The sequence below is a fragment of the Ralstonia sp. UNC404CL21Col genome (assembly GCF_000620465.1).
Taxonomy (GTDB): Bacteria; Pseudomonadota; Gammaproteobacteria; order Burkholderiales; family Burkholderiaceae; genus Ralstonia; species Ralstonia flatus.
This window is the reverse complement of sequence record NZ_JIBE01000004.1, coordinates 1,604,358-1,619,224: the sequence shown is the minus strand read 5'-3', so window position 1 is coordinate 1,619,224 and position 14,867 is coordinate 1,604,358. Positions and strand designations below refer to the sequence as shown.

Annotated in this window: 13 protein-coding genes and 1 pseudogene; 6 read left to right on the top strand and 8 right to left on the bottom strand. The window is 64.6% G+C overall.

Translation table 11 applies throughout. The annotated features are described in order from the left end of the window. The 4 genes from N511_RS0115420 to N511_RS0115405 all read right to left on the bottom strand — a co-directional run bounded on the left by N511_RS0115420 (nucleotide 1) and on the right by N511_RS0115405 (nucleotide 4,638). Nucleotides 1-744: an ABC transporter ATP-binding protein gene (locus N511_RS0115420; RefSeq protein ID WP_027680137.1), complete on the bottom strand. Its 744-nt coding sequence runs from the start codon at nucleotides 742-744 to the stop codon at nucleotides 1-3. A gap of 11 nt (nucleotides 745-755) precedes the next feature. Further along, a complete protein-coding gene (locus N511_RS0115415; protein WP_027680136.1) occupies nucleotides 756-2,582 on the bottom strand; it encodes a branched-chain amino acid ABC transporter ATP-binding protein/permease in 1,827 nt (608 codons plus the stop codon). 4 nt (nucleotides 2,583-2,586) lie between these two features. After that, nucleotides 2,587-3,639: a branched-chain amino acid ABC transporter permease gene (locus N511_RS0115410; protein ID WP_027680135.1), complete on the bottom strand. Its 1,053-nt coding sequence runs from the start codon at nucleotides 3,637-3,639 to the stop codon at nucleotides 2,587-2,589. 114 nt (nucleotides 3,640-3,753) lie between these two features. After that, nucleotides 3,754-4,638, bottom strand: a complete 885-nt coding sequence (locus N511_RS0115405) for an IclR family transcriptional regulator (protein ID WP_027680134.1) — start codon at nucleotides 4,636-4,638, stop codon at nucleotides 3,754-3,756. A gap of 297 nt (nucleotides 4,639-4,935) precedes the next feature. On the opposite strand from N511_RS0115405, the gene N511_RS0115400 reads away from it, so the two are divergent. The 5 genes and pseudogenes from N511_RS0115400 (at nucleotide 4,936) to prfH (ending at nucleotide 9,809) form a co-directional block, all read left to right on the top strand. Then, nucleotides 4,936-5,895, top strand: a complete 960-nt coding sequence (locus N511_RS0115400; protein WP_027680133.1) for an MBL fold metallo-hydrolase — start codon at nucleotides 4,936-4,938, stop codon at nucleotides 5,893-5,895. A gap of 2 nt (nucleotides 5,896-5,897) precedes the next feature. Then, on the top strand, nucleotides 5,898-7,577 hold the full coding sequence (locus N511_RS0115395; protein WP_027680132.1) for an FAD-dependent oxidoreductase: 1,680 nt from the start codon (nucleotides 5,898-5,900) through the stop codon (nucleotides 7,575-7,577). An 18-nt stretch (nucleotides 7,578-7,595) separates the two neighbouring features. Then, nucleotides 7,596-7,802 carry a DUF2783 domain-containing protein gene (locus N511_RS0115390; RefSeq protein WP_027680131.1) on the top strand — a complete coding sequence of 69 codons (207 nt, stop codon included), beginning with the start codon at nucleotides 7,596-7,598 and terminating at the stop codon, nucleotides 7,800-7,802. A 262-nt stretch (nucleotides 7,803-8,064) separates the two neighbouring features. Further along, a complete protein-coding gene (locus tag N511_RS0115385) occupies nucleotides 8,065-9,192 on the top strand; it encodes an RNA ligase RtcB family protein (protein ID WP_027680130.1) in 1,128 nt (375 codons plus the stop codon). After that, a pseudogene (prfH, locus tag N511_RS24310) lies at nucleotides 9,192-9,809 on the top strand (peptide chain release factor H). Before N511_RS0115385 ends, prfH begins: the two are co-directional and overlap by 1 nt. Here the strand turns inward: prfH and N511_RS0115375 are convergent. From N511_RS0115375 to kduI, 4 genes are all read right to left on the bottom strand, one after another. After that, complete coding sequence (locus N511_RS0115375; protein ID WP_027680129.1) at nucleotides 9,806-10,858, bottom strand: aldo/keto reductase; 1,053 nt, start codon at nucleotides 10,856-10,858, stop codon at nucleotides 9,806-9,808. The pseudogene prfH and the gene N511_RS0115375 overlap by 4 nt on opposite strands. 109 nt (nucleotides 10,859-10,967) lie before the next feature. Then, the gene (gene kdgR / locus N511_RS0115370) at nucleotides 10,968-11,819 is read right to left on the bottom strand and encodes a DNA-binding transcriptional regulator KdgR (RefSeq protein WP_027680128.1); all 852 of its coding nucleotides are present in this window, start codon (nucleotides 11,817-11,819) and stop codon (nucleotides 10,968-10,970) included. An 83-nt stretch (nucleotides 11,820-11,902) separates the two neighbouring features. After that, a complete protein-coding gene (kduD, locus tag N511_RS0115365) occupies nucleotides 11,903-12,688 on the bottom strand; it encodes a 2-dehydro-3-deoxy-D-gluconate 5-dehydrogenase KduD (RefSeq protein WP_027680127.1) in 786 nt (261 codons plus the stop codon). A gap of 4 nt (nucleotides 12,689-12,692) precedes the next feature. After that, a complete protein-coding gene (gene kduI / locus N511_RS0115360; protein WP_027680126.1) occupies nucleotides 12,693-13,529 on the bottom strand; it encodes a 5-dehydro-4-deoxy-D-glucuronate isomerase in 837 nt (278 codons plus the stop codon). 278 nt (nucleotides 13,530-13,807) lie between these two features. On the opposite strand from kduI, the gene kdgT reads away from it, so the two are divergent. Further along, on the top strand, nucleotides 13,808-14,824 hold the full coding sequence (gene kdgT / locus N511_RS0115355; RefSeq protein WP_027680125.1) for a 2-keto-3-deoxygluconate transporter: 1,017 nt from the start codon (nucleotides 13,808-13,810) through the stop codon (nucleotides 14,822-14,824). Nucleotides 14,825-14,867: the final 43 nt, after the last annotated feature.

Genomic DNA, 14,867 nt, shown 5'->3' with positions numbered 1-14,867 from the left:
TCAAGCGGCCTTCTTGGCCAGACCCAGGTAGGTTTCGATCACGCGCGGGTTGACGGCCAATTCCTGCGCCGGACCTTCGAGCGTCATGTCGCCCGTTTCCAGCACATAACCGTAGTCGGCCACCTGCAGCGCGGCACGTGCGTTCTGTTCGATCAGCAGCGTTGCCACGCCGGTTTTGCGCAGGTCGCTGATGATGTGGAAGATCTCTTTGACAATGAGCGGCGCGAGGCCGAGGCTTGGCTCATCCAGCATCAGCAACTGGGGCTTGGCCATCAACGCACGGCCCACTGCCAGCATCTGGCGCTCGCCGCCCGAAAGCGTGCCGGCCTCCTGCGCGCGGCGCTCTTTCAGACGCGGGAACAAGTCGTACACCACTTCCATCTGGTCGAGATAGTTGCGCTCGCCCGCACGCTTACGGCGGTACGCGCCAAGCACGAGGTTGTCTTCGACGCTCATGGTGGCAAACAGCTCCCGCTTTTCCGGAACGAGGCACATGCCGCGCGCCACGCGCTTTTCCACCGGCAAACCGGTCAGGTTGTGGCCGAGATACGTGACCACGCCGCTGGCCGAACCGTTGGTCGGTAGCGCACCCATGACGGCGCCCAGCATGGTCGATTTGCCTGCGCCGTTCGGGCCGATGACGGTCACGATCTGGCCCGCCTCTACCTTCAGGTTGGCGCCGTGCAACGCTTCCACCTTGCCGTAGCGGACGTGCAGGTCCTTCACTTCCAGGATGACTGACATGCGCGTTCTCCTTATTCCACGCCGCCCAGGTAGGCTTCCAGCACCGCGGGGTTCTGCTGCACTTCTTGCGGCAGCCCTTCGGCAATCTTGGTGCCGAACTCCATGACGACCAGCCGATCGGTGAGGTTCATGACGAAGTCCATGTCGTGCTCGACCAGCAGCACGCTCATGCCTTCGGCCTTGAGCTTGGTAAGCAGCGCAGCCAGCGCCTGCTTTTCCTTGTAGCGCAGGCCGGCGGCCGGCTCATCGAGCAAAAGCAGCGCCGGGTCGCAACACAGCGCGCGAGCGATTTCCAGAATGCGCTGCTGGCCCAGCGCGAGGCTGCCGGCCTCCTGGTACATGCAATCGGCCAGGCCCACGCGCTCCAGCTGGCGGCGTGCTTCAAACAGCAGCTTCTGCTCTTCGGCCTGGTTCATGCGCACCACGCTGGCGAGCACGCCGCCCTGCGCTGCAAAATCGCCGCGCAGATGGGCGCCGAGCGCTACGTTTTCCAAGACAGTCATGCCCGACAGCAATTGCACATGCTGGAAGGTGCGACCGATACCGCGTTTGACGATCTCGCGCGAAGGCTTGCCGCTGATGCGCTCGCCACGGTAGAGCACCTCGCCACGCGTGACAGGCAGCACGCCGGTCACCAGGTTGAAGGTGGTCGACTTGCCCGCGCCATTGGGGCCGATCAGGCCGATGATCTCGCCGGCCTTCACCTGGAAGCTGACGTCGTTCACGGCAACCAGGCCGCCGAACTCCTTGCGAGCGGCGCGCACGTCGAGGATCAGTTCACCGGCTTGCGGCTTCTCCCGCTGCTTGAGTGCCGGGGCGTCGTCGGGTGCATGGGCCGTGGGGGCCGATGGGAAAAGCTTGCGGATGAACGGCCAGACGCCATCACGCGCGTACTGGAGCAACAGCACCAGCAGCACGCCGAAGACGATGATCTCGAAGTTGCCGTTGGAGCCCAGCAGTTTCGGCAGGACGCTCTGCAGGCTGTCTTTCAGGATGGTCAGCAAACCCGCGCCAAGCACCGCGCCCCACACGTGTCCCACGCCGCCGACCACCGCCATGAACAGGTATTCAATGCCGTAGTTCAGACCGAACGGCGTGGGGTTCACCGCGCGCTGCAGATGCGCATAGAGAAAGCCCGAAATGCACGCCAGCACCGCCGCAAATACAAAGATCACCACCTTCATCCACGCGGTGTTCACCCCCATCGCCTCGGCCATCGTGCCACCGCCCTTGAGCGCGCGGATGGCGCGGCCTGGGCGCGAATTCAGCAGGTTCTGCACCGCCAGCACCGCCACGACAACGACAGCCCAGATCAGGTAGAACATCTCGCGGCCGGTCTGCAGCGATTTACCCAGCACGTTCAGCACCGGAATGCCGTTCAGCCCGTCGTACTTGCCGAGGAATTCCAGGTTGCCGAAGAGGAAGAAGAGCGACAGGCCCCACGCAATCGTCGCCAGCGGCAGGTAGTGCCCCGACATGCGCATCGTGATCAGGCCGATCACGTAGGCGCTGACCACGGTGATCGCCAGCCCGGCCAGCAAGCCGATCCACGGCGAGACACCGTACTGCGTTGTCAGATAGGCGGTGCTGTATGCGCCGAGGCCAACGAACGCCGCTTGCCCGAACGACGTCAGCCCGCCCACCCCCGTGAGCAGCACCAGCCCTAGCGCCACGAGGCTATAGAGCCCGATGTAGTTCAGCAGCGTGATCCAGAACTCGGGCGTGGGCACGATCGGGATCAACACCAGCACAACGACGAACAACGCGGTCAGCACGCGGTTGCGCGACAGCCAGCCGCGCTGCGCCGTGCCTTCGGAAGATTTGGTCAGCGTGTTCATCGGCTTATTCCTCTTCCTCGACATGCTTGGTGGTGAGCGATCGCCACAGCAGCACCGGAATGATCAGCGTGAACACGATCACTTCCTTGAACGCCGACGCCCAGAACGATGAATACGACTCCAGCAGCCCCACCAGCAGCGCGCCCAGTGCCGCCACCGGATAACTCACGAGCCCGCCCACGATGGCGCCAACGAAGCCCTTCAGGCCGATCAGGAAACCGGACTCGTAGTAGACCGTGGTGAGCGGCGCAATCAGGATGCCGCACAGGGCGCCCAATGCCGCCGCCAGCGTGAACGCCAGGCGCCCGGCTTGCGTGGTGCCGATGCCGACCAGCCGCGCACCAAGCCGGTTCACCGCCGTCGCGCGCAGCGCCTTGCCCGACACCGTGCGGCCAAAGTAGAAGTACAGCCCCACGATCATCAGCACCGACACGGCCACCACCCACAGGCTCTGGCCCGACACGCTGAGCGCGCCCAGGTCAAAGCGCGCATCGGAAAACGCATCCGTGCGCGAGCCTTCCGCGCCGAACATCACGAGACCGAGGCCGACCATTGCAAAGTGCACGCCCACCGAAACGATCAGCAGCACCAGCGTGGTGGCTTCGGCCAACGGCTCATAGGCCAGGCGGTAGATCATCGGGCCCATGGGAATGACGATCAGCAGCGTCAACGCGACCTGCGCAATCATCGGCAGCGTCATCGGGGCGAGCATGCGGGCGGCGATGTACACGGCAACCGGAAAGACGAGGTATTTGCCCGCATAGATGGCGCCCGTGCGCAGCGCATGCAGGCGCAGTTCAGGTTGCAGCAACGTGCGCCCCATCTCGACGAGGAACGTCAGCACGCCCAGCGCGACGAGCATGCTGGCCGAGAGCGGCGCCTTGTTGGCCTGGATGGCCGCCAGCGTGAGCGCGCCATACGCGACGAATTCGCCCTGCGGGATGAAGATCACGCGCGTGACGGAAAACACCAGCACGAGCGCCAGCGCCAGCAGCGCGTAGATCGCGCCCGATGTCACGCCGTCTTGCGCCAGGATGGCGGCAATCGACAAGTCCATGAAGCTCCTCGTTCTTGTAGTCGTGGAGTTCGCACCGGATGTCGACCGGGCAAGGGGGCGCCACGAGTTACGAGATAGTAAATTTCTTACGACAGGATGAAATTGGCGACAACCCTAACGCGCCGCCTTGCTCCGCCGGCCGCCGGCCTTCGGAGGACTTTCCGCAGGCGCCTGCAGCATGGCAGACACGCGCATCACGAACGTGCGCAGCGTATGTTCCAGCTCGCCGCCGCGCTGCGCGTGAAACAGCGGTTGCAAGTTCAGCGCGATCAACACCAGCACAAGTTGACCGCGCGCGCCAAACACCGGCAGCGACAGCGCGTTCACGCCCGGCAGCAGACTGCCCGACACCCACGATGCGCCTTCGGTGCGGACGTCTTCGCACAGGCGGTAGTAATCCGTCAGAGACCGCGGCAGGCCGGGGAGGTCGTCACCGGCACGCTCGTGCAGTTCGCGTTCCACCAAGGGCAGCGTCTGTTCCATCGGCTGATAGGCGCCGAACAGGCGGCCGGTGGCGGAATTGAGCATCGGCAAGACGTCGCCGATGCGCAGGTTCACGCCAGGCGCGCCGCCGGCCTTTTCCCAATGCACGACGGTCGGGCCACGATCGCTCCACACCGCAATGCCGATGGTGTGGCCGGTCTGGTCTCGCAGGCCGGCAAGCAACGGGCGTGTGCGGACGATGGCATCGGAGCGGTTGAGGCTGGCGAGGCCCAGGCGCAGCGCAAACGGGCCAAGTTCGTAGCGGCCAGTCAGCGGGTCCTGCGACACCGCGCCCACCCGCTGCAGGCTCACGAGATAGCGGTGCGCCTTGGAAGGATGCATGCCCGCCGCGCGCGCCAGATCGCCGAGCGCCATCGCCCGCATGGCACGCGTGAGCGCCACCAGCAATTGCGCACCGACTTCGATGGATTGGATGCCCGAGCGGTCACGGCTTGCGCGCGCGTCTTCCGCATCGCCATCGGGTGGCAGGTCGTCTTCGACTTCCGTGGTCTCCATGTCTCGGGGGCGTATTGGCTGGGCTGGGCTGGGCTGGCCCGGGTCGGGCCGAGAAAGTGCTGCGAGCGTAGCACGCAGCCTCGCTCTGACGGCTATTTTTTGATTTTTATGCATTGTAGAAACCATGCTTCTAATCATAATTCACGTATACCCTAGGCGCATCTCCAGACCCTGCGGTCTATGATTGCCAGCGTTCGGTATGGCCCGGTATTACCGCACCCCAACCCTGGCTTTTGGGCCCATACACGTTGAAGAACAATTCCCCCAACCGTAATCCACTACACCAGGAGTGACAGAATGGCCAAAGCCTTCGCCTCGCAAGCCGACCTCGAGGCCAAACAAGTCACCTTCACCCAGCTCTCCCCCAACGCTTACGCCTACACCGCCGAGGGCGACCCCAACTCCGGCGTCATCATCGGCGACGACTCGGTGCTGATCGTCGACACCACCGCCACACCTGCGATGGCGCAAGACCTGATCGCACGCATCCGCGCCATCACTGATAAGCCGATCAAGCATGTGGTGCTGTCGCACTATCACGCGGTGCGCGTGCTCGGCGCGTCAGCCTACTTTGCCGAGGGTGCGCAGAACATCATTGCCAGCCGCGGCACGTACGAAATGATCGTCGAGCGCGGTGAAGCCGATATGAAGTCCGAGATCGAGCGCTTTCCGCGCCTGTTCGCGGGCGTTGAAACCGTGCCCGGCCTGACCTGGCCGACGCTGGTGTTCGAGCGCGAACTCACGCTGTTCCTTGGCCAGTTGGAAGTGAAGATCCTGCACCTCGGCCCCGGCCACACGAAGGGCGACACGGTGGTGTGGATTCCGTCGCAGAAGGTGCTGTTCTCCGGTGACCTCGTCGAATACGACGCCGCCTGCTACTGCGGCGATGCGCAGCTCGAAGAATGGCCCGCCACACTCGATGCGCTGCGCGCGCTCGGCGCCGACAAGCTCGTGCCCGGCCGCGGCCCCGCGTTGCTCAATCCGGCCGAGGTCGACAAGGGGCTCGCCTATACGCGGGATTTCGTGTCCACGCTGCTGCAACGTGGCAAGGAAGCCGTCGCGCAGAAGATGGACCTGAAGGCCGCCATGGCGCACACCCGCGCGGCCATGGACCCGAAATTCGGCAGCGTCTTCATTTACGAGCACTGCCTGCCGTTTGACGTGACGCGCGCCTTTGACGAGGCCAGCGGCATCAAGCACCCGCGCATCTGGACAGCCGAGCGCGACAAGGAAATGTGGGCCGCCCTGCAAGGCTGAACATGAATCCCGACTTCCAGAATCGCGTCTTCGCGTATGCGCCGTGCGCCGAGCAGCAGCCCGGCGCGGCACGTGCGGCTCGCCCCGTCGTCATCGTCGGCGCGGGGCCGGTTGGGTTGGCCACGGCCATCGATCTGGCGCAGCAGGGTGTGGCCGTGGTCGTCGTTGACGACGATTGCACGCTGTCGACCGGCTCGCGCGCGATCTGTTTCTCCAAGCGGTCATTGGAGATTTTCGATCGGCTCGGCTGCGGCGACTGCATGGTCGACAAGGGCGTGAGCTGGAACGTCGGCAAGGTCTACCTGAAGGACGAACTGCTCTACAGCTTTGACCTGCTGCCCGAAACCGGCCACCGCCGGCCGGCGTTCATCAACCTCCAGCAGTACTACGTCGAGGGCTTTCTCGTTGAACGCGCGCAAGCCCTGCCGAACATCGAACTGCGCTGGAAGAACAAGGTGACGGCCCTCACGCAGGATGCCGACGGCGTGACGCTCAGCATCGAGACGCCCGACGGCACGTACGAGCAGCGCGCGCAATACGTGGTCGCCGCCGACGGCTCGCGCAGCCCGGTGCGGCACATGATGGGCCTTGAAGCCCGCGGCCAGACGTTCAAAGACCGCTTCCTGATCGCCGACGTGCGCATGGATGCGCCCTTCCCGAGCGAGCGTTGGTTCTGGTTTGATCCGCCGTTCCATCCGAATCAATCGGTGCTGCTGCACCATCAGCCCGACAACGTCTGGCGCATCGATTTCCAGCTCGGCTGGGACGCCGACCCCGTGGCCGAGAAGCAACCCGAGCGCGTCATCCCACGCGTGCGCGCGCTCCTGGGGGAAGGCGTCGATTTCGAACTGGAATGGGTCAGCGTCTATACGTTCTCGTGCGAACGCATGGACCGCTTCCGCCACGGCCGAGTGCTCTTTATCGGCGATGCGGCACACCGTGTCTCGCCGTTCGGCGCACGTGGCGCCAACAGCGGTTTGCAAGACGCCGAAAACCTCGCGTGGAAATTGCGCATGGTGCTGGCCGGCGATGCGCCCGACACGCTGCTGGACACGTACGCGAGCGAACGCGAGTTTGCCGCCGACGACAACATCCGCCACTCCACACGCTCGACCGATTTCATCACGCCCAAGAGCGCGGTCAGCCGGCTCTTTCGCGATGCCACGCTGCGCCTGGCCAAGCACTATCCGTTTGCGCGGACGCTGGTCAACAGCGGGCGGCTCTCGATGCCGACGGTGCTTGAGGGTTCTCCGTTGCAGACAGCGGATGAAGCGCCTTTCGCCTGCACGCTCGCGCCCGGCGCTGTCGCACTCGATGCGCCGGTACGCCATGCCGATGGCCGCGCCGACTGGCTGCTCAGCCATCTGCACGGCAGCTTCACCGCGTTGCGCTTCTGCGGCGCGGGAGAACACGTCGACGCGCTGCCGTTGCCGACGCTGGCCATCTTCCCGGCCGGCGGCATGGGCACAGTCTCGGCCAACGTAACGGCGCTGGAAGACATCGACGGGCTGGTCGCGCAACGCTATGACGCGCGCCCCGGCACGATCTACCTGATCCGGCCGGACCAGCACGTCTGCGCACGCTGGCGCGCGCTGGCGCCGGCCAAGCTGGCCGCCGCGTTGCTCCGCGCCACCGGCCAGACCGCGCCTGCGGCAACGTCGCGCGCGACCGTCTCCGCTTGAGCCAATACCGCGATCACCATGCCGCTGAACACGCAACCCAACCTGCCCCGTCCGGACGATTTCTACGAGGCGCTGGTCGACGCGCACCGCAACCTGAGCGACGAGCACAGCGCGATGCTCAATGCGCAGCTCATCCTGCTGCTCGCAAACCATATCGGCGACATGGCGGTCCTGCGCGAAGCGCTGACCGCGGCGCGACTGGCATTGCCAGCAGGTGCCACCTGAGCGCGGTCGCGTTTCAACAATCCAACACTTACGTTTGATCGTACTTGCGAGTGCGCAAAGCGCGGTGCTAGTATCCGCCCCGCTTACCGATCAACCATTTTGCATAGGAGGAAAAAACATCATGCGTCACCTTGCTTTCCCCTTTGCAGGCCCTTGCCTGGGTTGATCGAATCTCTCGCGCTGTAGTTCGCAGCGTCTTCGCATTGCCCCGGCCTTCGGCCTGCCACATCAGATTTTTTTTCAGACCTGATATGGACCATTCATGGGCAATTGCATCTTGCATTTGTTCGACGGCGTCTCCCTGATCGCCTCGGACGACACCTGGATCGAAGGCGACGCGATCCGGCAACTTCAAACCACCAAAGCGCTCGACGGCATGCGGCATGTGGCCGGCATGCCCGACCTGCATCCCGGTCGCGGTTATCCCGTTGGCGCCGCATTTTTCTCCGTTGGCCGCCTGTATCCGGCGCTAATCGGCAACGACATCGGCTGCGGCATGACGCTGTGGTCCACCCACCTCGATGCCAGCAAAGTCAGCCTCGACAAGCTTGAAAAGCGTCTGGGCAACATCGACACGCCGCTCGACGAAAGCTGGCGCGAGCTTGCCGCCGCGTTGGCGCCGGCGGATACGGGCTTCGATGCCGCGCTGGGCACCATCGGCGGTGGCAACCACTTTGCGGAGCTGCAGCGCATCGACGAGATCTACGATGCAGAGAACCTGCCGCTGGACCCGCGCCAGCTTCTGCTGCTCGTGCATAGCGGCTCGCGCGGGCTCGGCCAAGCCATCCTCGATGAGCATGTGCGCGCGTATGGGCACGCCGGGCTCGCGCAGGATGATGCGGCGTGCGCCGCTTATCTGACGCGCCACGACACGGCGCTGCACTTTGCCAAGGCCAACCGCGAACTGATCGCGCGTCGCATGCTCGACCGCCTGCACGCGCAGGGCAAGGCGCTGCTCGACGTGCATCACAACTTTGTCGCACCGGCCACGGTGTTTGGCGAACGCGGCTGGCTGCATCGCAAGGGCGCGACGCCGTCGGATGCCGGCGTGGTCGTCATTCCCGGTTCGCGTGGCGATTACAGCTACCTCGTCGCGCCACGCCCGAGCGAGCACGGCTTGTTCTCGCTCGCCCACGGCGCGGGTCGCAAGTGGATGCGCAGCGAGTGCAAAGACCGGCTCATCCGCCGCTTCACGCCTGCGCAGCTCAATCGCACGAAGCTCGGCAGCCACGTCATCTGCGAAGACAAGCAGTTGATTTACGAAGAAGCGCCCGAAGCCTACAAGCCGATCGAGAGCGTGATCGCGCCGCTGGTGGACGCCGGCCTGGTCAAGGTGCTCGCGCGCCTGCGCCCGGTGCTGACGTACAAGACACGCGGGGAGTGCTGCTGATGGTGTTATTGCAACTCTCTTCTGCGCAGGGGCCGGCCGAATGCGAGCTGGCCGTGGCGAAAGCGCTGGACCGCCTGCAACGCGAGTCCGCAGACGCAGGTGTCCAGCTCGAACTGCTGGAACAGGAAGACGGTGAACGTGCCGGCACCCTGCGTTCTGCCTTGATCAGCCTGGACGGCGATGCCGAGGAGACCGTGGCGCGAGCCTGGGAAGGCACGATCCAATGGATCTGCCCGAGCCCCTATCGACCGCGACACGCTCGCAAGAATTGGTTCGCCGGGGTGGCGCGCTGTGCGGCGCCGTCGGAAACGCTACCGGGCGAGATCCGCTTCGAGACCACACGTTCTTCGGGACCGGGCGGCTAGCATGTCAACAAGACGGAGTCGGCCGTACGGGCCACACATATCGCCACAGGCATCAGCGTGAAGGTGCAGACGGAGCGCAGCCAGCACGCCAACAAGCGGCTGGCCGTGCTGCTGCTCGCTCATAAGCTGGCGGACCACGATGCGGCTGCCGATGCGGCACAGCGTGCGCAGCGGCGCGCGCTCCATCTGCAGGTGGAGCGCGGCAACCCGCGCCGCGTTTTCAAAGGCGAAGGTTTTGAGCCGGCAGATTAGCGCGCAGCGTGCCGGGTTCCGGCAAGCTGCCCGCGCCGGTACTCGCCTTGCCGCTCCAGCATCCAACCCGGGTATTCGGGCGGAAGCTTGCTCAGTTCGTCGAGCTGCGACAGCTCTTCTGCCGTCAGTTCGACCTTGGTGGCGGCAATGTTGTCGTCGAGCTGCTCGATCTTCTTCGCACCGACGATCACGGTGGTGACCGCGCGTTGATGCAGCAGCCAGGCGAGCGCAATCTGCGCGACCGACACGCTGCGCGCCGTGGCCATGACGCGCATGGCATCGACGCAGGTGTAGGCGCGCGCCCGGTCCACCGGCGGGAAGTCGAACTTGTTGCGGCGGCTGTCTTGCTCGCCGTGCTGCTCGCGCGTGTATTTGCCGCTGAGCAGCCCGCCGGCCAGCGGGCTCCACACCATCAGGCCGAGGCCTTCGCTCTTGAGCATCGGCACGAGTTCGCGCTCGAGGTCGCGGCCGGCCACGGTGTAATACGCCTGCAGGCTTTCGAAGCGCGCACAGCCGAGGCGTTCCGCAATCCCCAGCGCCTTGACGATCTGCCACGCCGCCCAATTCGATACGCCCACATAGCGCACATGACCATGCTGCACGAGCGTATCGAGCGCACGCACCGTTTCCTCAATGGGCGTGGCCGGGTCGAAACCATGGATCTGATAGAGATCGATATGGTCGAGCTGCAGCCGCTTCAGGCTCGCCTTGATGCCATCCATGATGTGGAAACGCGAAGCGCCGCGCGCATTCACGCTCTCACCGGTCTGGCCGAACACCTTGGTGGCGACGACCACGCTGTCGCGCGACACCTTCAGGTTCTTGAGCGCCTGCCCCGTCATCTGTTCAGCAGCGCCGTTGGCGTACACGTCGGCCGTGTCGATGAAGTTGATGCCGGCGTCGAGCGCGCGCCCGATCAGGCGCTCGGCATCGGCTTGCTGCAAATCACCAATGTGCTGCCAGATGCCGTCGTTGCCGCCGAAGGTCATCGTGCCCAGGCACAGCTCCGATACGAACAGGCCGGTCCGGCCCAGCTGGTTGTAACGCATGTGATCGACTCCAATACGGTGGGAATGGAATGCTGAGCGCACAGGCTCAGATCTCAGATGCGAGAGACAACGCAGAGGATAGGACGGACTGGCTGATCCTGCAGAGCGCTCAGTCAGATGCGGATGCGGATGCGGGGTGATGCCCAAGGCGCGACGAGATCGCCGCCCCTGCCTGCTGCAGCAGCGCAACGTAATGCGCCTTGGTATCGGCGCCGCAACGCATGGTCGGGAACGAGATCGACAGCCCTGCAATCACGCGGCCAAAGCGGTCGAATACCGGCACGGCAATGCACAGCAGCCCGTCTTCCTGCTCTTCGTTGTCTTCGCCAAAACCTTGCTGACGCACGCGCGGCAGGATGCTCAGCACGGCCTCGGCGGAGGCGAGCGTCTTCTGCGTGGACTTCCTGAACTCGACCTTCGACAGCACCTCGCGCGCCTCTTCCGGCGGCATGTAGGCCAGCAGCACCTTGCCGATGGCCGTGCTGTGCAGCGGATTGCGCCGGCCGATGCGCGACTGCATGCGCAAGCCGTAATCGGCATCGATCTTGTGGATGTAGATGATGGCGTCTTCGTCAAACGCGCCGAGGTGGACGGCCTCGCGCGTGAGCTGACCGATGCGGCGCATTTCGGTGTCGGCCTCGCGGACGAGGTCGACGTTTTCCAGCGCCTTGGCGCCAAGCTCGAACAGGCGGATGGTCAGCCGATACCGATCGGTGTCGCCTTCCTGTGCAACATAGCCGAGGCCTTTGAGCGACTGCAGGAAACGGTGCACGGTCGTCTTTGACATGCCAAGGCGCTGCGACAGTTCGCTCGGGCCAACGGCGCCAAGCTCCCCCATCGCGGCCAGGATGGTGAACACCTTGTCGACCGCCGAGACCGATTCGGCTTTATCCGCACCGGTATCAAGGGGTTCATTGGCGGACGGATCTTCCGGCTTGCGTTGCCGGGGCGTGGCTTTCATCTCTCGTGGTTCCGTGATTTCAAAATCTGGAGAGAGCATAACCGGTCTCATACCGCGTTCCATCAATCCACCCGCCGATTTGCCTATCGCGCCAGCCAGCCGCCATCCACCGCGAGCGTGTGGCCGTGCACGTAATCCGATGCGGCCGACGCCAGAAACACCACAGCGCCCGCAAGGTCGTCCGGCACGCCCCAGCGCCCGGCCGGAATACGCGCCAGGATCTCTTCGCTGCGCTGCCGGTCTTCGCGCAGTTGCGCTGTGTTGTCGGTTTCCATGTAGCCCGGCGCGATGGCGTTGACGTTGATGCCGCGCCCCGCCCACTCGTTGGCGAGCAGCCGGGTGAGCCCCAGCACACCGCTCTTGGATGCCGTGTAAGACGGCACGCGAATGCCGCCCTGGAACGACAGCATTGACGCCACGTTGATGATCTTGCCGCGCCCGCCTTGCTGCACGAACTGCCGCGCCACCGCCTGCGAGAGAAAGAACACACCCTTGAGGTTGACGTCGATGACCGCATCCCAATCGGCTTCGGAAAATTCCAGCGCGTCACAGCGGCGGATGATGCCGGCGTTGTTGACGAGGATGTCGACGCGGCCGAAGGTGTCCATCGCGGCTTCGACAATGCTGCCGATCGGCGCCAGAGAAGACAGATCGGCGCGCACGTCGACGAACCGGCGGCCGGCCGCTTCCACGCGCGCGGCCGTCTCCGCCGGGTCGGAGCGGTTGGCCCCGACGATGTCGCAACCAGCCGCCGCGAGCGCCGTCGCCATGCCCGCGCCTAACCCCGTGTTGCTGCCGGTGACGATGGCCACCTTGCCGGTCAGGTCGAACAGGCTTGCGCTCTGGAGATAGGGATTCTCGAGCCGCATGGTGTCAGCGCAGGTCGGCGATGGCGATGTGGTCCATGTCGTGGAACACCTGGTTCTCGCCGACCATGCCCCAGATGAAGGTGTACGCCTGGGTGCCCACGCCGGAGTGGATCGACCAGCTTGGCGAGATCACCGCCTGCTCGTTGTGGACGAGGATGTGGCGCGTCTCCTGCGGCTCGCCGAGCATGTGGAACACGGCGGCGTTGTCGGGCAGGTTGAAATAGAAATAGACCTCCATGCGGCGCTCGTGCGTGTGGCACGGCATGGTGTTCCACAGGCTGCCGGGCTCAAGCTTGGTCATGCCCATCGAGAGCTGGCAGGTGGGCAGCACGTCGGGCACGATGAATTTGTAGATCGTGCGCCGGTTGCTCGTGGCCGGATCGCCCAGCGTTTCGGGCGACGCCTGCGCCAGCGTGATCGTGCGCGTGGGATACGCCGTATGGGCCGGCGCACAGTTGATGTAGAACTTGGCGGGCCGCGCTGCATCGTCGCTGCCGAAGACGATGTTCTGACCGCCCTGGCCGATGTAGATCGCCTCTTCATTGCCAACGGCGTGCCGCGTGCCATCAACTTCCACCCAGCCCGCGCCGCCAATGTTGATCGCACCCAGCTCGCGGCGCTCCAGCAGATGACTCACGCCCATCGACTTGGCCAGCGATGCCGGCACCTCCACCGGCCGCGTCGCCGGCCACGCGCCGCCAACGATGATCCGGTCGATATGGCTGTACGTGAGCTGAAGCGCATCGCGCTCAAACACCTGTTCCACCAGAAACTGCCGGCGCAGCCCCGCCGTGTCGAGGGTTTTTGCGTGTTCGCTGTGGATTCCTTGCCGCACTTCCATGCCGTTTCTCCGTTGGGATGTACCGGCATGTCCTGCGCCGCCGGCCGTTCTGGGTTGGATTGAAGCACAAAAAACAGAAATACGGAACGTCGATCCATATTTTTGAGATGAAGTCGGCATCAAGCTGGGGCACGCTGCACCGCACACATTTGCGGCCGAGGGTAAACGATAAATCCGCGAAGTCAAAAATATGGAACATCGTTCCACATCATCCGCTATAGTCACTCCACGATGTTGGACCTTGACCAACCGAGCCCATAGAGGCTCATGGAGGAGACGTGAAGATCAAGAAGGCGATTGACCGCATTCCGGGCGGGCTGATGCTCGTGCCGCTGCTGCTGGGCGCATGCGTGCATACGTTCGCGCCCGATGCCGGGAAGTACTTCGGCTCGTTCACCAACGGCCTGATCACCGGCACGGTGCCGATCCTGGCGGTGTGGTTCTTCTGCATGGGCGCGACCATCGACCTGCATGCCACCGGCGTGGTGCTGCGCAAGTCGGGCACGCTGCTCGTCACCAAGATTGCCGTGGCGTGGCTGGCGACGCTGGTGGCTGCGCAGTTCATCCCAGACGAAGGCATCAAGACCGGCATCCTTGCCGGGCTGTCGGTGCTGGCCATCACCACGTCGATGGACATGACCAACGGCGGCCTCTACGCCGCCGTCATGCAGCAGTACGGCACCAAGGAAGAAGCCGGCGCGTTCGTGCTGATGTCGGTCGAATCGGGCCCGCTCGTCAGCATGTTGATCCTGGGGGCGACGGGCGTTGCGGTGTTCGAGCCTCGGTTGTTCGTGGGGGCGGTACTGCCGTTCCTGATCGGCTTTACGCTGGGCAATCTCGACAGTGAATTGCGCGAGCTGTTCGGCCGCTGCGTGCATCCGCTCATTCCGTTCTTCGGCTTTGCGCTGGGCAACGGCATCGATCTGCACGTGATTGCCAACAGCGGGCTCTCGGGCCTGCTGCTCGGCCTGACGGTGATCGTCATCACAGGCGTGCCGCTCATTCTGGCGGACAAGTTCATCGCCGGCGGCAATGGCGCCGCAGGGCTGGCGGCATCGTCCACGGCCGGAGCGGCGGTCGCCAATCCGGCCATCATCGGCGAGATGATTCCCCGGTTCAAACCCATGGTGCCGGCTGCCACGGCGCTGGTGGCCACGGCGTGCCTCGTCACTGCGATTCTCGTGCCGATCCTGACCGCGATGTGGGTGCGCCGTGTGGGCCGCGCGGCCCCGTTGCCCGAGCCGGAAACCGCAAGCCTGCCGCCACAGGCCGCGCACCGCGAAGCCCATTTCTGACCCCGCCTGCGATGCAGCGCACACACCATCAGAGAGGAGATTG

Bases quoted from the DNA above. Each gene is read 5' to 3' on its own strand.
- N511_RS0115415 (WP_027680136.1), bottom strand. From the start codon at position 2,582: ATGAACACGCTGACCAAATCTTCCGAAGGCACGGCGCAGCGCGGCTGG.
- N511_RS0115375 (WP_027680129.1), bottom strand. From the start codon at position 10,858: ATGCGTTACAACCAGCTGGGCCGGACCGGCCTGTTCGTATCGGAGCTG.
- N511_RS0115400 (WP_027680133.1), top strand. From the start codon at position 4,936: ATGGCCAAAGCCTTCGCCTCGCAAGCCGACCTCGAGGCCAAACAAGTC.
- N511_RS0115385 (WP_027680130.1), top strand. From the start codon at position 8,065: ATGGGCAATTGCATCTTGCATTTGTTCGACGGCGTCTCCCTGATCGCC.
- kduD (WP_027680127.1), bottom strand. From the start codon at position 12,688: ATGCGGCTCGAGAATCCCTATCTCCAGAGCGCAAGCCTGTTCGACCTG.
- N511_RS0115420 (WP_027680137.1), bottom strand. From the start codon at position 744: ATGTCAGTCATCCTGGAAGTGAAGGACCTGCACGTCCGCTACGGCAAG.
- N511_RS0115395 (WP_027680132.1), top strand. From the start codon at position 5,898: ATGAATCCCGACTTCCAGAATCGCGTCTTCGCGTATGCGCCGTGCGCC.
- N511_RS0115410 (WP_027680135.1), bottom strand. From the start codon at position 3,639: ATGGACTTGTCGATTGCCGCCATCCTGGCGCAAGACGGCGTGACATCG.
- N511_RS0115390 (WP_027680131.1), top strand. From the start codon at position 7,596: ATGCCGCTGAACACGCAACCCAACCTGCCCCGTCCGGACGATTTCTAC.
- kduI (WP_027680126.1), bottom strand. From the start codon at position 13,529: ATGGAAGTGCGGCAAGGAATCCACAGCGAACACGCAAAAACCCTCGAC.
- N511_RS0115405 (WP_027680134.1), bottom strand. From the start codon at position 4,638: ATGGAGACCACGGAAGTCGAAGACGACCTGCCACCCGATGGCGATGCG.
- kdgR (WP_027680128.1), bottom strand. From the start codon at position 11,819: ATGAAAGCCACGCCCCGGCAACGCAAGCCGGAAGATCCGTCCGCCAAT.